The sequence below is a fragment of the Sphingomonas sp. GW821-FHT10F11 genome (genome assembly GCF_058809095.1).
Genome location: NZ_JBXASH010000009.1, coordinates 129,114 through 145,245 on the forward strand (window position 1 = coordinate 129,114; position 16,132 = coordinate 145,245).

Annotated in this window: 13 protein-coding genes; 5 read left to right on the forward strand and 8 right to left on the reverse strand. The window is 65.3% G+C overall.

Features of this window, described 5'->3' with window-relative positions:
* Positions 1 to 251 precede the first annotated feature (251 nt).
* From AC1RT8_RS21520 to uvrB, 5 genes are all read right to left on the reverse strand, one after another.
* On the reverse strand, positions 252 to 2,390 hold the full coding sequence (locus tag AC1RT8_RS21520; protein WP_493078201.1) for an outer membrane protein assembly factor BamB family protein: 2,139 nt from the start codon (positions 2,388 to 2,390) through the stop codon (positions 252 to 254).
* 724 nt (positions 2,391 to 3,114) lie between these two features.
* Positions 3,115 to 4,035, reverse strand: a complete 921-nt coding sequence (locus AC1RT8_RS21525; protein ID WP_493078203.1) for a DUF5655 domain-containing protein — start codon at positions 4,033 to 4,035, stop codon at positions 3,115 to 3,117.
* Between the two features lie 4 nt (positions 4,036 to 4,039).
* Positions 4,040 to 4,318, reverse strand: coding sequence for a hypothetical protein (locus tag AC1RT8_RS21530; protein WP_493078205.1), 279 nt, complete (start codon positions 4,316 to 4,318; stop codon positions 4,040 to 4,042).
* Positions 4,315 to 7,782 (reverse strand): class I SAM-dependent DNA methyltransferase, encoded by a 3,468-nt coding sequence (locus tag AC1RT8_RS21535; RefSeq protein WP_493078207.1) that lies wholly within the window; start codon positions 7,780 to 7,782, stop codon positions 4,315 to 4,317. Before AC1RT8_RS21535 ends, AC1RT8_RS21530 begins: the two co-directional genes overlap by 4 nt.
* Before the next feature lie 426 nt (positions 7,783 to 8,208).
* Entirely contained in the window at positions 8,209 to 10,401 is a 2,193-nt protein-coding gene (gene uvrB, locus AC1RT8_RS21540; RefSeq protein ID WP_493078208.1) for an excinuclease ABC subunit UvrB, read from the reverse strand.
* Between the two features lie 82 nt (positions 10,402 to 10,483).
* Between uvrB and AC1RT8_RS21545 the strand changes: the two genes are divergently transcribed.
* On the forward strand, positions 10,484 to 10,927 hold the full coding sequence (locus AC1RT8_RS21545) for a DUF3617 domain-containing protein (protein ID WP_493078210.1): 444 nt from the start codon (positions 10,484 to 10,486) through the stop codon (positions 10,925 to 10,927).
* Positions 10,928 to 10,961: 34 nt separating this feature from the next.
* The gene (locus tag AC1RT8_RS21550; RefSeq protein WP_493078212.1) at positions 10,962 to 11,528 is read left to right on the forward strand and encodes a DUF3617 domain-containing protein; all 567 of its coding nucleotides are present in this window, start codon (positions 10,962 to 10,964) and stop codon (positions 11,526 to 11,528) included.
* Positions 11,529 to 11,607: 79 nt separating this feature from the next.
* Here AC1RT8_RS21550 and AC1RT8_RS21555 read toward each other — a convergent pair whose 3' ends face one another.
* Both AC1RT8_RS21555 and AC1RT8_RS21560 read right to left on the reverse strand, forming a co-directional pair.
* Complete coding sequence (locus AC1RT8_RS21555) at positions 11,608 to 12,063, reverse strand: hypothetical protein (RefSeq protein WP_493078213.1); 456 nt, start codon at positions 12,061 to 12,063, stop codon at positions 11,608 to 11,610.
* A 101-nt stretch (positions 12,064 to 12,164) separates the two neighbouring features.
* Entirely contained in the window at positions 12,165 to 13,355 is a 1,191-nt protein-coding gene (locus AC1RT8_RS21560) for an MBL fold metallo-hydrolase (protein ID WP_493078214.1), read from the reverse strand.
* Positions 13,356 to 13,481: 126 nt separating this feature from the next.
* Between AC1RT8_RS21560 and AC1RT8_RS21565 the strand changes: the two genes are divergently transcribed.
* The 3 genes from AC1RT8_RS21565 to AC1RT8_RS21575 are packed head-to-tail and all read left to right on the forward strand — an operon-like array spanning position 13,482 to position 14,755.
* Positions 13,482 to 13,727: a helix-turn-helix transcriptional regulator gene (locus AC1RT8_RS21565; RefSeq protein ID WP_493078216.1), complete on the forward strand. Its 246-nt coding sequence runs from the start codon at positions 13,482 to 13,484 to the stop codon at positions 13,725 to 13,727.
* Between the two features lie 5 nt (positions 13,728 to 13,732).
* Entirely contained in the window at positions 13,733 to 14,254 is a 522-nt protein-coding gene (locus AC1RT8_RS21570) for a hypothetical protein (RefSeq protein WP_493078218.1), read from the forward strand.
* A 60-nt stretch (positions 14,255 to 14,314) separates the two neighbouring features.
* Complete coding sequence (locus AC1RT8_RS21575) at positions 14,315 to 14,755, forward strand: hypothetical protein (protein ID WP_493078220.1); 441 nt, start codon at positions 14,315 to 14,317, stop codon at positions 14,753 to 14,755.
* Here the strand turns inward: AC1RT8_RS21575 and AC1RT8_RS21580 are convergent.
* Complete coding sequence (locus AC1RT8_RS21580) at positions 14,752 to 16,119, reverse strand: MFS transporter (protein ID WP_493078222.1); 1,368 nt, start codon at positions 16,117 to 16,119, stop codon at positions 14,752 to 14,754. The two genes, AC1RT8_RS21575 and AC1RT8_RS21580, sit on opposite strands and share 4 nt — an antisense overlap.
* Positions 16,120 to 16,132: the final 13 nt, after the last annotated feature.

Genomic DNA, 16,132 nt, shown 5'->3' on the forward strand with positions numbered 1-16,132 from the left:
TCTCTCAATGCATTGAATGGCGTTTTCCCTGTTCCGGCATAACAGCGGAAAATGCACACGAAACAGCGCGGGCTTCCGCTGTTAATTCCGCTGTTAACGGGGCAATTTCGCAGTGGCAGGGACGGATGAGGCAAGACTGCCACGACCGTCATGAGAAAGAGCGGGCCGGAGTCTCGTCAGACTCCGGCCCGCTCTCATGATCTGACGATCGGGATCGTTGAATCGATCGACGGCGCGGTGAGCCTCGGCGGTCAGTCCGTGATCGGAGGGCGAGGCGCTTCGGCGCGCGGCGGCGCCCCCGCGGCACGCGGTGCGGGCAAACGGTAGCAGATGAACTCCCCGCCCTCGAAACCACCGCTGGCCACCACGATGTGCTGACGGCCGCCGAGCATATAGGTCATCGGCGAGCCAGTCTGCGCCTGATCGAGGAAGACCGTGCCGACTTCACGCCCCGTCATCTTGTCATAGGCGCGCAACCGCGCTGCCTTGCGTCCCTGCTCGTCGGTGAACTGGCCGCTGTCGCCGCAAATGACCAGCGTTTTGGTCACGAGCACGCCGAGGATGCCGGACTGGCCGGTCCGCGGGATGGTCACGCCCTTGAGGAGCGGGTTGTTCCTGATGAAGTCCGGCGTTTCGCCGTGGGCGACCTGCCAGAGCTTCGTACCGTGCGTCAGGTCGAGCGCCGTGATGCGGCCATAGGGCGGCTTCAGGATCGGCATGCCGCCGATGGTGAGCAGATCGGGCGTGATCGGGTCGTTCAGGCCGTCCTTCACGTTGGGCAAGACAGGCCCGCCGAGCCCGGAACGGCCACCCGGGTTCGGCGATCCGCCAAAGGCGCCGCCCATATTGTCGTTCGTGCCGCGCGACGTACTGCCCCCCGGGACAAGGCGCCCGTTGGGCAGTTGCTTGATCGCGTAATTCTGCAGCACGGTCTTCGAATAGAGATAGAAGATCCCGGTCTCCGGGTCGCAGCCGCCACCGGCCCAGTTCGCGCCGCCCTGATTCTCGGGCGTCATCAGCGTGCCCCACGGCCCTTCAGGCGTCGCGATCGTCGGCGGCCGGTAGAGCCCGCCAAGCCGGTAGTGGCTGAGGATTTCGAGCGCGCGTGCCTTCAACTCGGGCGTCCAGTCGATGACGTCGTCAGTCGTGACGCCCTGGTGATCGAAGGCAGGCGGCCGCGACGGGACGGGCTGAGTCGGCGCATAATATTCGCCGGGCACGTCGCCGGGCGCCACCTTCTCCTCGCGGATCGGCCAGACCGGCTTGCCCGTTGCGCGGTCGAGCACGAACAGGAAGGCCTGTTTGGTCGGCAGCGCGAGCGCCTTGATCATTTTCCTGCCCTGGCGGACATCCATCAGCACCGGCGCGCACGCAATGTCGCGATCCCACAGCCCGTGATGCTCGGTCTGGAAGTGCCAGCGGCGCTCACCCGTTTCGATATCGAGCGCGACCAGGGTTTCAGTGAACAGCGCATCGCCATGCCGGGTCATGCCCATCCAGTCGGCCTGGGGCAGTTCGACCCCGGCATAGACGAGACCGAGCTCCGGATCGGCGGACATCATCGCCCACACGCCGGTGTTCGTCGCCGTCTCGGCCTGTCCCGGCTTGATCCAGGTGTCGTAGCCGAACTCACCCTTTTTCGGCACGGTGTGGAAGATCCATTTCCGCTTGCCCGTGCGCACGTCGAAACCGCGCAGATAGCCAGGGCCAGTCGAGGAGGACGCCGTCCCGATGACGACCGTGTCCCGCACCACGAGCGGCGGGGCGTGAAGCCCGACGACCGGCGCCTTGGGATCGACCTCGTGATCCCAGTCGAGCCGCAGATTCACCTCGTTGCCCGTCCCGAACGCAGGATCGGGAAGACCGGTGGCGACGTCGATGGAGATCAGCTGATAGCTGCGGGTCACGTAAAGGATCCGCTCGACCTTTCCGTCAGTCCAATAGCCGACACCCCAGCCGGAGCCACCGCGGGCCCCGAGCCGGCCTTTCTCGTCGTGACGGTAGGTCCAGATGATCTGCCCGGTGGCGGCATCCATGCAGACCAGATAGCGTTCCGAACCGACGGTTCCGTAGAGACGGCCCTTCACCACGGTGGGGGTGGCGTTGAAATAGGAGTCCTTGCGGGCCCCGAAATTGTCGGTCTTGAACCGCCAGGCGACCTCCAGATTGTTGAAGTTCGAGGCGTCGATCTGGTCCAGGCCGGCATAGCGGGTGGAGGCCAGATCATTCCCGTATCCGATCCAGTCGGTGTCCGCGGCTGGCTTGGGCGGCTCGGCAGCCGTGCCGCCGGTCAGCGCGGCTTGCGCCTCGGCACGGGCCGCCCAGGGGGCGACGGCGAGTGCGGCGGCGGTGGACAGGAGAGCTTGGCGGCGGCTGATAGGAGTCGTCATAGTCACTTTCACAAGCGCGAATGAGAACGCCCAAGGTCCACCAGGAGCGCCAGACGACGCGAGCGCGCCGGCAGGTGCGACGATATGCATGAGTCGCGACCGCGCGCAATCGGATTGTATAGTATATGATTCCGAGCTCACCGGGAAAGGCTGGGCCAATGACCGAGCGCTGTCCCCGTTTCTGGCCCATAACATTGGATAACAGGGTTGGCGTCAGCGAGAAATTCGCAGGCGTGTTCCCGAGGAGGGATGTCGGCCGTTCTCTGCCGGGCAGCTTTTGGGTGATAAGTCCGGGAGGCCGCCATTAGTTCGGCCAGACAGTGGATACGACAGGCCCCACATTCGCAGGCTCGTCGCGACTTATGCGCCTCCTGGTGGCGGACGTTGGTTCAGATGCAACTCGGCGGCTGGAACTGGCCGAGAGGCGACTGTCGGCTTTCGGATGATTGTACGTGGGGAGCGGACGTTGGTTCAACTGCCCGGTAGTGTCGGAAGACCCAGTTGTGCACGTTCAGCTCTCGCTGGCCGTTGCACGAAACGGACGCCCGTTCATCTGAGTTGAACCGCAGGTCCCAAGCAACGCCTCGGTTCCGCTAAATGGGCAAGTGTGGTGGACAGGCGATGCTCACGGCCTGTTTCTGGCCGTCATTTGACGCGGAGTGCGAGCGATACGCCGGAACCAGCTATGGTCCGGCTACAGGCAAGTCGGCCCTCCGGGCACTGGTCAGCCGTTCTGATAGGCAGAGTCGAACAGCGGCTTGGCCTTTTCGAGGTCCGCCGTCGACTGGATGGTGATTTCGAGGTCGCCGGTGCCGAAGTGGCCGATCCCGCGAACATCGCGGGAGAAGCCAGGTTCCAGCACCACGGTGTCCGGGTTCACGCGCAAGAATACCAACAGTTTGCCGATCTGGTTGCGCAGCTCAACACAGCCAAAATTCTTGATGCGGCGAAACGCAATATAGAAATCCGTCGTCTTGACCTGCACGTCGTCGCCCGCAGCCTGCAGATGGTCGGCAACCGCATGATAGAGGTCGAGCAAGGCAGGCGGTGCTTCGGCGATCTGCTGGCTAACGGTCTTGTATTTCTTGCCCGGCCCGTTCGCGGGTGACGGCGACGCTGCGGCGGTCACCCCAGTCGTGGGTTTCGCCGTCGTCGCGGTCAACTGCTCCAACAGCAGCAGGTCGTCGCCGTAGCGGCGATAGCGCACCAGATCGATCGTGCGGTTCATCTGCTTGACCGCATGCTCATCCCATTTCTGGAAGTCGCCCGCGACACAGATCAGCCGCGATCCCGGCCAGTCGACCTTCTGCGCGACCTCCTTGCCAAGCCGCTCCATCACCAGCCATTCGAAATCCTTGCGATGCCCCATCAGCCAGTCGAGGTAGAACAGCCCCTGGTTGATCACGTTCTCGTTCGACGCGCGCTTATATTCGATCACCACCGGCGCATTGTTTTCGTCGATGCCGAGGGTATCCATCCGCCCGCCCTCGTTGGTGATGAATTCGGAGGCGAGGAAGCGCACGCCGAGCAGCGTCTCGAGGTTTGCCTCGAACAGCGTCTGGAGCGATTTTTCGAGCGCCATCGCGCCGCCGGAGATTTCCGCGACGCCCGCGGCAGCGGTGCGGAACAGCTTAAGGTCGCTCATCGGATCAACGCGGCAGTTGGTAGCGAATGGTGACATTCGCCCCCTTGCCCTTTGGCGGGGCCGAAAGGAGCTCGTCGCGCGCCGTCATCTCTTCGTACATCACATTGCAGCAGATGGGCATCCGGTGGTCAGGCCCGGGATAACCGCCGACCGCGCGATGCACATCGCCCGAGTTGATTTCGACAAACGAGGCGCCGCTTTCGATCGCGCGGCGGAACCGCGCCTTGATCTCGCCCCGGAAATCGTCGGCATGTGTCATGGCTTTCTCCGATTGCAGAATCATGCCGCGTATCGCCCGTCGCTCAGCCGCCGCGCCATGCCAAGGCTCGCGAGCGCGTCGAGCACCGGGCGGACGCTGGCGGCGCGCTTGCCCTTGAAGGTGCGGGCGATGTCCTGCGCGCCGAGCGGCCGGGCGGCGGCGGCGAGGATCGACTGCACCGCCCCGACCTGGTCGGGCAGGCTCGCGGGCCACGGGATGACATTGCTGACCGGCAGCACCGCCGCCTCGCCCAGATCGAGCGTGGCGGAGATGGGCGCGCGATAGCCCGGGTCCTGGAATTCGGGGCGCAGATAGCGGATCAGCCCGTGCGCTTCCTCGGCCGCGCGCTCCTTGTTGAGCGCGACGAGGCGGGTAAGGATCGTCTCGTCGTCGAGCGTGCCGGCGCGGTGTTCGTCGCCCCAGCCATAGGCATCGGCGACGCCGTCATCGATCGCGTCGTGATGCTGGCGGATCAGCGTGACGAGCCCGCGATCGTGGATGTCGCGCTCGGGCGCGGTGAGCGGCCGGCCCTGCCCCTCATTTGCGCGGAGCGCTTCCAGCACATTGTAGAGCTTGGTCAGCGTAAGGTCGGGATGCTCGGCGAGCACGCGCTTGCGCAGCGCGTCGAGCGCTTCGGCCTCGGCGCGGATATGCGCTTGGAGCGGTTCGGGCACGTCGGCTGGGAAGGGGAAGGGATCGAATGTCTTGCCAACTTGATATCGCGGCCGATCTTCAAGCGTTCCGCCCGCATGATGTTTCCACGTCGAATGGAAACGAGAACTAAGAACCGCCAACATGGCCGCATCATTGCTCGCAATCACGATGACGGAGCCATCGAATTGATGCTGCTCTGTTGACCAGAACACGAAGGTTGGGTGCTTGGATACCTCCGACGTAAGAATTACGCGCCGCATTCCTCTCACTGCCTTTCGCATAGCCGGACGCGGTTCAGCGAAGATCCACCAAAGGTCTCGATAGGCCTGACGCTTTACCGTTCGACGCACGGGAAGCACGACATTGGTGAGATGTTGATAAAGCGCTGGCTGGTTTGACGCCAATTCCGCCTCGGTCATCCCAAAAGCATCAATGACAAAGCGACCCTGCGGATGGCCGGTGATGTCCGAACCGGCGACGAGTTGGGGGATCAACCGCTCCTCCGCCCCGTTCGCTATCAACTTTGCACGTTCATCCCGGTCCAATCTGAAACCCTCACCCGCGAGCTTGACCCCCATGAAGCTCATGCTGGCGTTCGACGAAAGGGCGACCGCGTCGCTGGTATTCACGCCGATGGACAAGTCTTCGTTGATCCTGCCTCGCAGGGTCGATCCGGGGACAACCTGCCCATCGCTCGATATCCGACTGACCGTCCCGTCCTGTTCACCGATAGCGGCTACCGTCATCGATACACGAACTGCAGCGTCAGTATGCGAGTCCCTCCATGGGTGATCAGCAATGGCGAACGTGAGCGAAATTGGCTGTTTTCCGCTCATCGCCTTCCGAAGGACACTTTGCCCGATCGTCTGACGAAGCGTGTTGGTCGTAATCAACCCTGAGCGTTGCGCTCCGCCCGACGCGACGATAGCCGCTGCGCGGACCCACCAATAGTAGACGAAATCCATGTCTCCCGGCAGTTTTGGATATGTTTGCCGGACGGCGTCGAAATAGCCATCGCCTAGTTGTTCGCGAATGCGCTTCGAACCAATAAACGGCGGATTCCCGATAATGAAATCTGCCTTCGGCCACTTCGCTGCCCGCGGCTTGACGTAGCGATACACCTCCACCCGCACTGTCTCGTCCGGCACCGCCTTCCCCGTCACCGGATGCAGCTTCATCGTCTCGCCGTCCCAGCGGGTGACGGGCACGCCGCTCGCGTCGCGCTCCAGCACCTTGTCGTCATAATCGATCAACGCGTCGCGATTCTCGATCGTACGGATGTCGCGCAGGATCGGCTCGGGCGGCGCGCGGTCCTTGCCGTTGACGCGGAAATGCCATTGCAGATAGCCGATCCACAGCACGAGCTGCGCGATCGCCGCGGCACGCGGGTTGATCTCAATCCCCAGGAAATTCTCGGGCGTGATGGTGTGGCCGGTCAGCTCGGCGACATACTGGTCGTCGCCCAGGTCGACCAGCAGGTCGAGCACCTCCCCCTCCAGTTCCTTCATTCGCGCCATCGCGACGTACAGGAAATTGCCGGTGCCGCAGGCGGGATCGAGCACGCGCGTCGCGGCGAGCCGGCCGTGGAATGCCTCCACCGTGCGCCGCGCCTCGTCGGGTTTGTCCTGGTCGATCAGTTCGGCGGCGGCGACGCGTACCCCCGCCCAGTCGGCGCGTAGCGGCTCGATGATGGTCGGGCCGACCAACCGCTCGACATAGGCGCGCGGCGTGTAGTGCGCGCCGAGCTTGGCGCGCTCCTTCGCGTTCAGCGCGCGTTCCAGCAGCGTGCCGAAGATCGCGGGCTCGACCTCGGTCCATTCCTTCATCGACGCTTCGATCAGCACCTTCAGCTCGTCGAGTTCGAGCGGGATCGCGGCGGTGTCCTTGAACAGATAGCCGTTAAAGCGCTTGACCGGTATGCCAAGCCCGGCGGCGAAATCGCCCTTGTCCATCGCGCGCCACAGTGCGGAGAGCTGATGGTGGAGATGCTCGGGATGATCGAGCTGGCCGCGCAGCAAGGTCTTGAAGCTGTCGCGCGGCAGCAGCACGCCGGTATCCTCGGCGAACATCGTGAACAAAACGCGCATCAGGAAGCCGCTGACCGCATCCGCCGAATGGCCGCGCGCTTCCAGCCGGCGCGATACGGTGGCGAGCAGGTCGGCGATCTGGCGGGTGACGCGCGCCGCCTCGGTCGACGGATCGAGCGCCTTAGGATCGGTCCAGATCGCCGCCAGCCGCTTGCGCACGTCCGCGTCGCGCAAGTCGTCGAGCATGATCCGGTAGCGCGAGCGATCGGGGAACTGGGCATAGGCCTTTCCCGTGCCGCTGAAGTCGGCATAGACCTCAATGCAATAACCGATATCGGCGATCAGCAGGAACGGCGGCCAGCCATGATCGATCGGCAGCGCCTTGGCATAACGTTCGGCCTGTCCCTTGGCCTGCACCATCGCCTTTGCCCAGCCGGGCGTGCCGCGCCGCGCGGTGCCGCGCTTCATGCGTGCGGTGGCGGTCTGGCCGAAAAAGTCGAGATCGTCTTCGCCGCGCGTCGCCGCGGCACGGTCGGCATCGCTGCCCTGCTTGGCCTCAAGGATGAAGGCGCCGCGCTTATAGGCATCGAGCCGGCCAAAGCTGGACGTGCCGTCGCCATTGTCCTGGAAGACGCGGCGTTCGAACACATAGTCGTTGTGTGCGTCGTCGGTGCGGCTGCCATCAGGCGGCGCGACGCCGATCAGCGCGCATAGGCCATTGATGAAGCTTTGCGTATTGGCCAGCTCGGACCCGCCGGTATCGCGCCACTGCGCGATGAACGCTTCGATTGCGGTATCTTCCCCCATTGCCTCTTCTTGGGTCATGACGTCCCTTGGAGCAACTGTCGTAATCCACGTCATCTCATATGGCGGTTTGGCGAGCGGATTTAAGTTAGGGGCGCCCTTGGCAAGGATTGTCCAAGCGCAGCGCTAAAGCAGTCGGCTAGCCGCAGCAAAGTCTAGGCAACGATCGGGATCCCTCCAGATGAATAAGGCGTTCGTCGCTCTGACCGCTCCATGAACGAGCGGCCGAAATCGATTTACCGGTACCGCAAAGCGGCCAGACCGCTTTCCACCATTGGTGCCGAACGCCGCTACGTGAACGAATGTCCGCTTTTGGAATCAGCTTAGGGGCGGCTGGATGACCGCCTTTGGGGCGCGTAGCCGCCTATCCGCCGAGACTCCCTCGAATGGCAGCTCTTCTCGAAACCCGCCGCTAGTCGGCGCGAAGCCTCAACGCCGCCCGCCGCCCATCCGCATCTTCTGGCTCTTGCCGTAGCGCGTCTTGCGGGTGCCGGGCTTGCCTTCGTTGGCGCGACCCATCACCGGCGCGCGTCGCTCCTCGGCGGGGAGGCCGAGTTCTTCCGCTTCCAGCGAACGGATCTCGTCGCGCAGGCGGCCGGCCGTCTCGAACTCCAGATCGGCCGCGGCGGCGCGCATCTGCTTTTCGAGGTCCTCGATGTACGCGCGCAGGTTGTGGCCGACCATGTGCGGCCGATCCTCGTCGATCTCGATCGTGACCTGGTCGCGGCTCGCTACGTCCTTGATGATGTCGCCGATGTTGCGGCGGATTGTCTGGGGCGTGATGCCGTGCTCTTCATTATAGGCGAGCTGCTTTTCGCGGCGCCGCCCGGTCTCGTTCATCGCGCGCTCCATCGAGCCCGTGATGCGATCGGCATAGAGGATCACCCGGCCGTCGACGTTGCGCGCGGCGCGGCCGATGGTCTGGATCAGCGAGGTCTCCGAGCGCAAAAAGCCTTCCTTGTCGGCATCGAGGATCGCGACCAGCCCGCATTCCGGGATATCGAGCCCCTCGCGCAGCAGGTTGATGCCGACCAGCACGTCATAGACGCCGAGCCGCAGGTCACGGATCAGCTCGATGCGCTCCAGGGTTTCGACGTCGGAGTGCATGTAGCGGACCTTGATGCCCGCCTCATGCATGAACTCGGTCAGGTCTTCGGCCATGCGTTTGGTCAAGGTCGTGACCAGGGTGCGATAGCCCGCCTCCGCCGTCTTCTTCGCTTCGACGATCAGGTCCTGCACCTGCTCCTCGACCGGCTTGATCTCGATCGGCGGATCGATCAGCCCGGTGGGGCGGATGACCTGCTCGGCAAAGACGCCGCCGGTCTGCTCCATCTCCCACCCGCCCGGCGTGGCCGAGACATAAGTGGTCTGGGGGCGCATCGCCTCCCATTCGTTGAAGCGCAGCGGGCGGTTGTCGATCGCCGAGGGCAGGCGGAAGCCGTACTCGGCGAGCGTTAGTTTGCGGCGGTGATCGCCGCGCGACATGCCGTTGATCTGGCCGATGGTGACATGGCTTTCGTCGACGAACAGCAGGGCGTTGTCGGGCAGATATTCGAACAACGTGGGCGGCGGTTCGCCGGGCATGCGGCCGGTGAGGAAGCGGGAGTAGTTCTCGATGCCCGCGCAGCTGCCCGTCGCCGCGATCATCTCGAGATCGAAATTGGTGCGCTGCTCGAGCCGCTGCGCCTCGAGCAATTTCCCTTCCGGCACCAGCTCCTTCAGCCGCTCGGCCAGCTCGTGCTTGATCGCCTCCATCGCCTGTTTCAAGGTCGGGCCCGGCGTGACGTAATGGCTGTTCGCATAAACCCGGACATAATCGAGGCTCGCGACCTTCTTGCCGGTCAGCGGATCGAACTCGACGATCTCCTCGATATCGTCGCCGAAGAAGGACACGCGCCAGGCGGTGTCCTCATAATGCGACGGGAAGATCTCCAGGTTGGAGCCCTTCACCCGGAAATTGCCGCGCTGAAAGGCGGCGTCGTTGCGCTTGTATTGCAACGACACGAGCTTGCGCACGATCTCGCGCTGGTCGACCGTCTGGCCCTTCTTCAGGTCGAAGATCATCGCCGAGTAGGTCTCGACCGAGCCGATACCGTAGAGGCAGGAGACCGAAGCGACGATGATCACGTCGTCGCGTTCGAGCAGCGCGCGCGTCGCCGAATGCCGCATCCGGTCGATCGACTCGTTCACCGAGCTTTCCTTCTCGATGTACGTGTCGGACCGGGGGACATAGGCCTCTGGCTGGTAATAATCGTAGTAGCTGACGAAATATTCGACCGCATTCTCGGGGAAGAAGCTCTTGAACTCGCCATAGAGCTGCGCCGCGAGGATCTTGTTCGGGGCGAGCACCAGGGCCGGGCGCTGCACTGCCTCGATCACCTTGGCCATGGTGAAGGTCTTGCCCGATCCGGTCACCCCGAGCAGCACCTGGTCGCGCTCGCCCGCCTCGGTCTGTTCGACCAGCTCGGCGATCGCGGTCGGCTGGTCGCCCGACGGGGTATATTCGGAAACGAGCTTGAATTTCCTGCCGCCCTCCGCCTTGGGCGGCCGCGCGGGGCGGTGAGGGACGAAGCTGACGCCCGTCTCGGGCTCTGCAAGGCTGGTGCGAATCTGGATTGCCATAGTGACCGAATATGGGGAGGAAGGCGCCAACCCGCAACGAACGGGATCGGTCGCGTGTCACTTCCGCATCGGAGTATGAGCGATGAACAAGTTCCTTGCCGCCGCACCCCTTCTGCTCCTCTCGGCCGCCTCGGACAGCCTGCCGATCCAGCCGGGCAAATGGCAGACGGCCGTCACCATCCTCGACGTGCAGATGCAGGGTGGGCCTCCGGGCGTCGCCGCCGGGATGCGCGGCCAGCCGCCCCAGATCGCCACCGCCTGCGTCACGCCGCAACAGGCGGCCAACGGCCCGCGCGCCGTGCTCGAGGCCAGCAAGGGCAGGTGCCGCTATACCAGCTTCAATGCGAGCGGCGGGCGGCTGACCGGCGTGATGAACTGCGCCTTCGGCACCGGCGCCATGACGGTGACATCGAACGGGAGTTACACGGCCACCTCGCTCGACATCAACGGCACGACGGTGATGACGGGCAAGATGCGCATGACGACGAAGACCCATACGGTCGGCCGGCGCCTCGGGCCGTGCTGAACCGGTGCGAATGATCCGACAGAAGGAATAGTCGATGCGTATCCATATCCTGCTCGCCGGCGCGGCGGTGTCGCTCGCCGCGTGCAACCAGCCAGCGCCGACGGGGAACGCCGCAAGCACGACGACGACCACCGCCAACACCACGACGCCTGCCGCGCCGGCAGCACCTGCGACGGTGAAGGTGGCATCACGCGTCCCCGGCGAGTGGGAATATGTGACCAAGGTCGAGATGCTCGAAATGAACGGCACCTCTCCGGGCATTGCCGAGCGGATGAAGGCGGGGCCGCAGATCAACACGCGCCGCGAATGCATGAGCAAGGAAGAGGCCGAGGAGGATATCTCCAAGGCAGTGCAGAAGGATAAAGGCGGCTGCCGCTTCGAACGGATTCAGACCAACGCCGGCAGCATCGCGGGCACGGCGATCTGCAGCAATGGCGGCATGGAGGCCACCGGCAAGATGAACGGCACCGTCAAGCCGACCGCGATCGACATGGTCGTCGAGATGACGATGAAGCTGCCGAGCCCCGGCACCGCCCCGCCTTCCTCGATGAAGATGCGGATGACCATGGCGGGCAAGCGAGTCGGCGACTGCGCGGAATAGCGAAGGCAGGAGAGCGAGATGAGGGGTTACGTCAACAAGCCCCGCGCGTTCCGGGTCGGCAGGGCCTGAGCCCGGATCGTCAGTAGATCCGCCGGTACGCCACCCGCCACATCACCAGCCCGATCGCGGCCGACATGCCCGCCAGGATGATGCTGGTCGCGATCGCGCTGATCCAGCGGAACATCAAGGTGCGCGAATCGGTCGGCGGCATGGCGAACAGGCCGAAGCCATAGGTCTGGCCGCCGAGGAACAGCGCAAAGCCGGAAATGGCGCCGACCAAAGCGGCGGTGCCCGGACCGCGCCGGTTGGCGGCATGCGCGACGAGCCACAGGGGGCCAGCGACCGCCGCCACTGTCATCGCGGTGATCACCATACCGACGACGAATCCGACGGCGATCCCGAGCGGCGACGGCGGCCCGCCGATCGCGACCAGGATGCTCGCGAAAGTGCCGCCCATCAGGCCGCCCGCGCCAAGCGACAGCCCGGCGCGATCCAATGTCGTGTCATATCCGCGCAGCGCGACCCGCTCGGTCAATGTTTTTACTCCCCCGGTGCCGGCTGCATATCACCGCCGCGCGTCGCGCCCAAGCCCATCCGTTTCGGTTGTTCGCGATCGGGACAGTCGCGCCGGCGACGTTAGCGGAGCGCACGCACCGCCGCCGTATCGAGGCAGCGCTCCATGTCCGCGCGGGGGACCGCGGCCCGCGGGGTTGGCGGCCCATAGGGCGCGACCGGTATCGGCTGGCCGAGCGCCACCGTCCCGAACCCGCTCAGCCCGGCGCATTTCTCCGCCGCGGCCAGCAGCCGGGGCGGCGTGTCATAACCCTCATAGGAAAGCCGGAAGGTCCCCCAATGAATGCCGATTCCGGTGGGCGCGCCGAGCCGCCGATAGACCTCGACCGCCTCGATCGGCCCGATATGGCTGCCCGAGTCCATCTGCCCCGCCTCGAACCGGAACGCCCCGATCGGGATCAGCGCCAGCCGTACCGGCCCGAGTGCCCGCGCCTCGTCCGGCCAGCGCAGATCGCCCGCCCCGGTATCCCCAGCGAAGAAGACGTTGCCGCCCGGCAGCCGGATGACGAAGCTCGACCAGAGCGCGCGGTTGCGATCGGTGAACCAGCGGCTGTCCCAATGATGGTTGCGGGTCACGACCACCTCGACGCCCGGCTTCACCGCGACCCGCCCGCCCCAGTCGCGCGCGATCGACGGCACGCCGGCCTGGAGCATGACGCTGTCGTTGCCGAGCGCGGTGACGATGCGTGGATGATCGCGATTCCACAGGCGTTTCAGAGACGCCAGGTCGAGATGATCATAATGGTTGTGGCTGACCAGGATCAGATCGATCTTCGGCAGATCGTCAAAGGCGATGCCCGGTGCCGCGACCCGCTTCGGCCCGATGCCCAGCGGCCCGGATCGCTCGGCCCAGATCGGATCGGTCAGGATGTTGAGGCCCTGAGTCTGGATCAGCACCGTCGCATGGCCGATCCAGGTCACGGTCATCGCCTCGCCCTGGACTCGCGCCGGAATGGCCGAGCGGCGGACGGCGACATGCTCGGGCCAGGCTGGGCGGCCGTCGCTGCCGGTCAGATAACGCGCGAAGAACCCAGCCCGACTGCCGCCCGCCGGCACGCGGACCGTGTCCTCGTCCCCGTCCGGGTTGAAGAAGCGCTGGCCGTCGAAATGGCTGGTGACCGGGCCGCGATAATAGATGCGGTCGAGGAAATGCGGGACGATGGTGAAGGCGAGGCATATCGCGACGACGGCGAACAGCAGGGCGGTCAGCAACCAGCGCGCGGCGCGCCACAGTCCGTATCGAAAGGATGTCATCGCACCCGCCCGTTCCACAAGGAGTGTGGCGCCGCAAGCGCCTCTTGCCCTCTTGTGGGAATTGGCCCGAGCGGCGTACCATATATCTATTGCGACGACGCTTCGTTGTGTTTACACAACATATCAATGGATATTCATAATCGAATCGCCGTCTTTCGGGCTGAGCGCGGCACCTCACGCCGCGAGCTGGCCGATGCCGTCGGGGTCAATCCGCAGACGATCGGGTATCTGGAGCGCGGCGACTACAAGCCGAGCCTCGAACTCGCGATGAAGATCGCCGCCTATTTCGACGTGGCGGTCGAGCATCTCTTTTCCTTCCAGCCTTTCCAGTCGGTCGCGGTCGCCCTGCGCCGCGCCAACGCCGCGGAGTGACGCGCATGGGGTATCGTACCGAAAAGAGTTTCGCCGCACGGATGGACGACCTGGCCGAGCTGACCGGCATCCCGCGACTGACCAGCAAGCTGGCGCAGGACCAGCAGCACCGTCGCCACCTGCGCTGGCCGTCGATGACCGCGCTGGCCCTCGCCACGATCGGGTTCGGACTGACGATCGTTTTGCCCGATCGGATCTTCCTCGGCACGGCGCTGCTGTGGGTCGGCGAAGGCATCGCGTTGATCCTGACCTGGTTCGGGCCGGTCAAACCATGGGGCACCACGCGGGGCGTCGACGAGCGCGACCGCGCGCTGCGCCGCGATGCCTATTTCGCCGCGATGACCAGCGCGACCGGCGTCGCGGTCCTCGGGCTTATCGGGATGGCCGGGCTGGCGTTGCTGCAAGGCTGGAACCGGTGGATCCTGATCGTCGAGATGGGCATGCTCGCCTTCTACCTGATCTTGCTGTGCCTGATCGTGCCGACGCTCTATGTCAGCTGGACGACCCGGCCGATCGAGGACGAATAGACGCGGCTTTCCCGGGTTGGGCCGGCGCGCTATGAAGCGATCATGATCGGGGGGTGAGTGATGCGGGACAGAGCCATAGCCGGCGACACGCTCAATGGCTCCGCGGAACGCTGGCCGACGGTCGCTTATGTTTTCGCGGCTGTGAGCTTTTTCGGCATCGTCGCCTCGGTCCTGCTTCTGATCAGAGGCAGCGACAGCCTTGCAAGCCAGGTCGCTACGTTCGCCGTCATCATAGCGTTCCTGCAAAACGGCATGGCACGGTCTCATGGCCGGTCCGACGCAGCGGCCAAGGACCTGGCGGCGCCCGAAAACGAGCTGACATCGAGATTAGGCCAGAAGGCTGGCCTGGCGTTCCTCTTTATCTGCTACCTGATCGTCAAATGGACGGCGGGCGACACCATCGTGTTGCAACGGGACGAATTGACCACCGTGTTCTTCGCCACCGTCGCCATCATCCTGGCGGTTCCTCCCACGTGGCTGCTCTGGCGTACGCGGCCCTAGGACGTCCTGACCCGTACCAACAGCCACCCGCACAGCCCGGCCCCCACCGCCATCACCGCCGCCACGATCGCCGCGCCGTGGAAGGCGCCGAGCGAGACGCCGCGCCCATCGTCCGTCAGCACCAGCCCGATCAGCGCCACCGCGATCATGCCGCCGACTCGCGCGGTCGCGTTGTTGACGCCGGAGGCGGCGCCGGTGTGGCGGTGGTCGACCGCCGCCATCACCGTGGTGGTCAGCGGCGCGACGGCAATGGTCATGCCGATCCCGATCAGCAGCATGCCGGGCAGCACATGCCGCACATAATCGATCCCCTCGCCCGGCATCGCCGCGAACAGCGCGAAGCCGGCGCCCGTCACCATCGGCCCGATCGCCAGCAGCGGCCGGGCGCCGATCTTCGCCGCGAGCGCCCCGGCGCTGCGTGAGCCGAGCCCCATGATCAGCGACAGGGGCAGCATCGTCGTGCCCGCCGCCACCGCGCTCCAGCCGCGCGCGATCAGCAGATAGGGCAGCAGCAACAGCGACCCCGCCAGCGCGGCATAGAGCAGGAAGGTCAGCAGGGTCAGCCCGGTGAAGGTCCGCGTGCCGAACAAAGCGAGCGGCACCATCGCGCGGTCCCCCAGCCGCGCCTCGAGCATGACGAACGCCACCAGTGCGATCGTCCCGCCGCCGATCATCGCGGCGCCGGTGCCGCGGTCGTGCGCGGTCATCAGGGTCAGGCCCCAGACCAGCAGGCCGAGCCCGACCGTCGCCAGCGCCGCGCCATACCAGTCGGGCGGTGTCGCATCCTCGTCATGCCCGCCCGGGACATAGCGCCAGCCCATCACGAACGCCGCCGCCGCGATCGGCAGGATCAGCGCGAAGATCGATCGCCAGCCGACATGGTCGACCAGCCACCCGCCCAGCACCGGCCCGATCGCGGCGCCGATCGCACCGGCAGCCGCCCAGGTGCCGATCGCCTTGGCCCGCGCTTCGCCCTCGAAATCGGCGCCGAGGATCGCGAGGCTGGCCGGCACCAGCAGCGCCGCGCCGACGCCCTGCCCGATCCGCGCGGCGATCAGCCAGCCCAGGGTCGGCGCGGCCATGCAGCCGAGCGTGGTGACGGCAAAGGCCAGCAGCCCCCAGAGGAAGGTGCGTTTGCGCCCGACCCCGTCGGCCAGCGCCCCGCCGATCAGCACCAGCGCCGACAAGGGCAGCATGAAGCCGTTGACGATCCACTGAATGCCGCTGCTGTCGGCGCCCAGGCTCCGCGCCATCGCCGGTAGCGCGACATTGACCACCGACCCGTCGATCATCGCGACGCTCGACCCGAGCACGGTGGCGATCAGCGCGCCGGTGCTCCCCGTTTTCCGGTCCGCGCTCGCCATCGTCAGCTCCCGA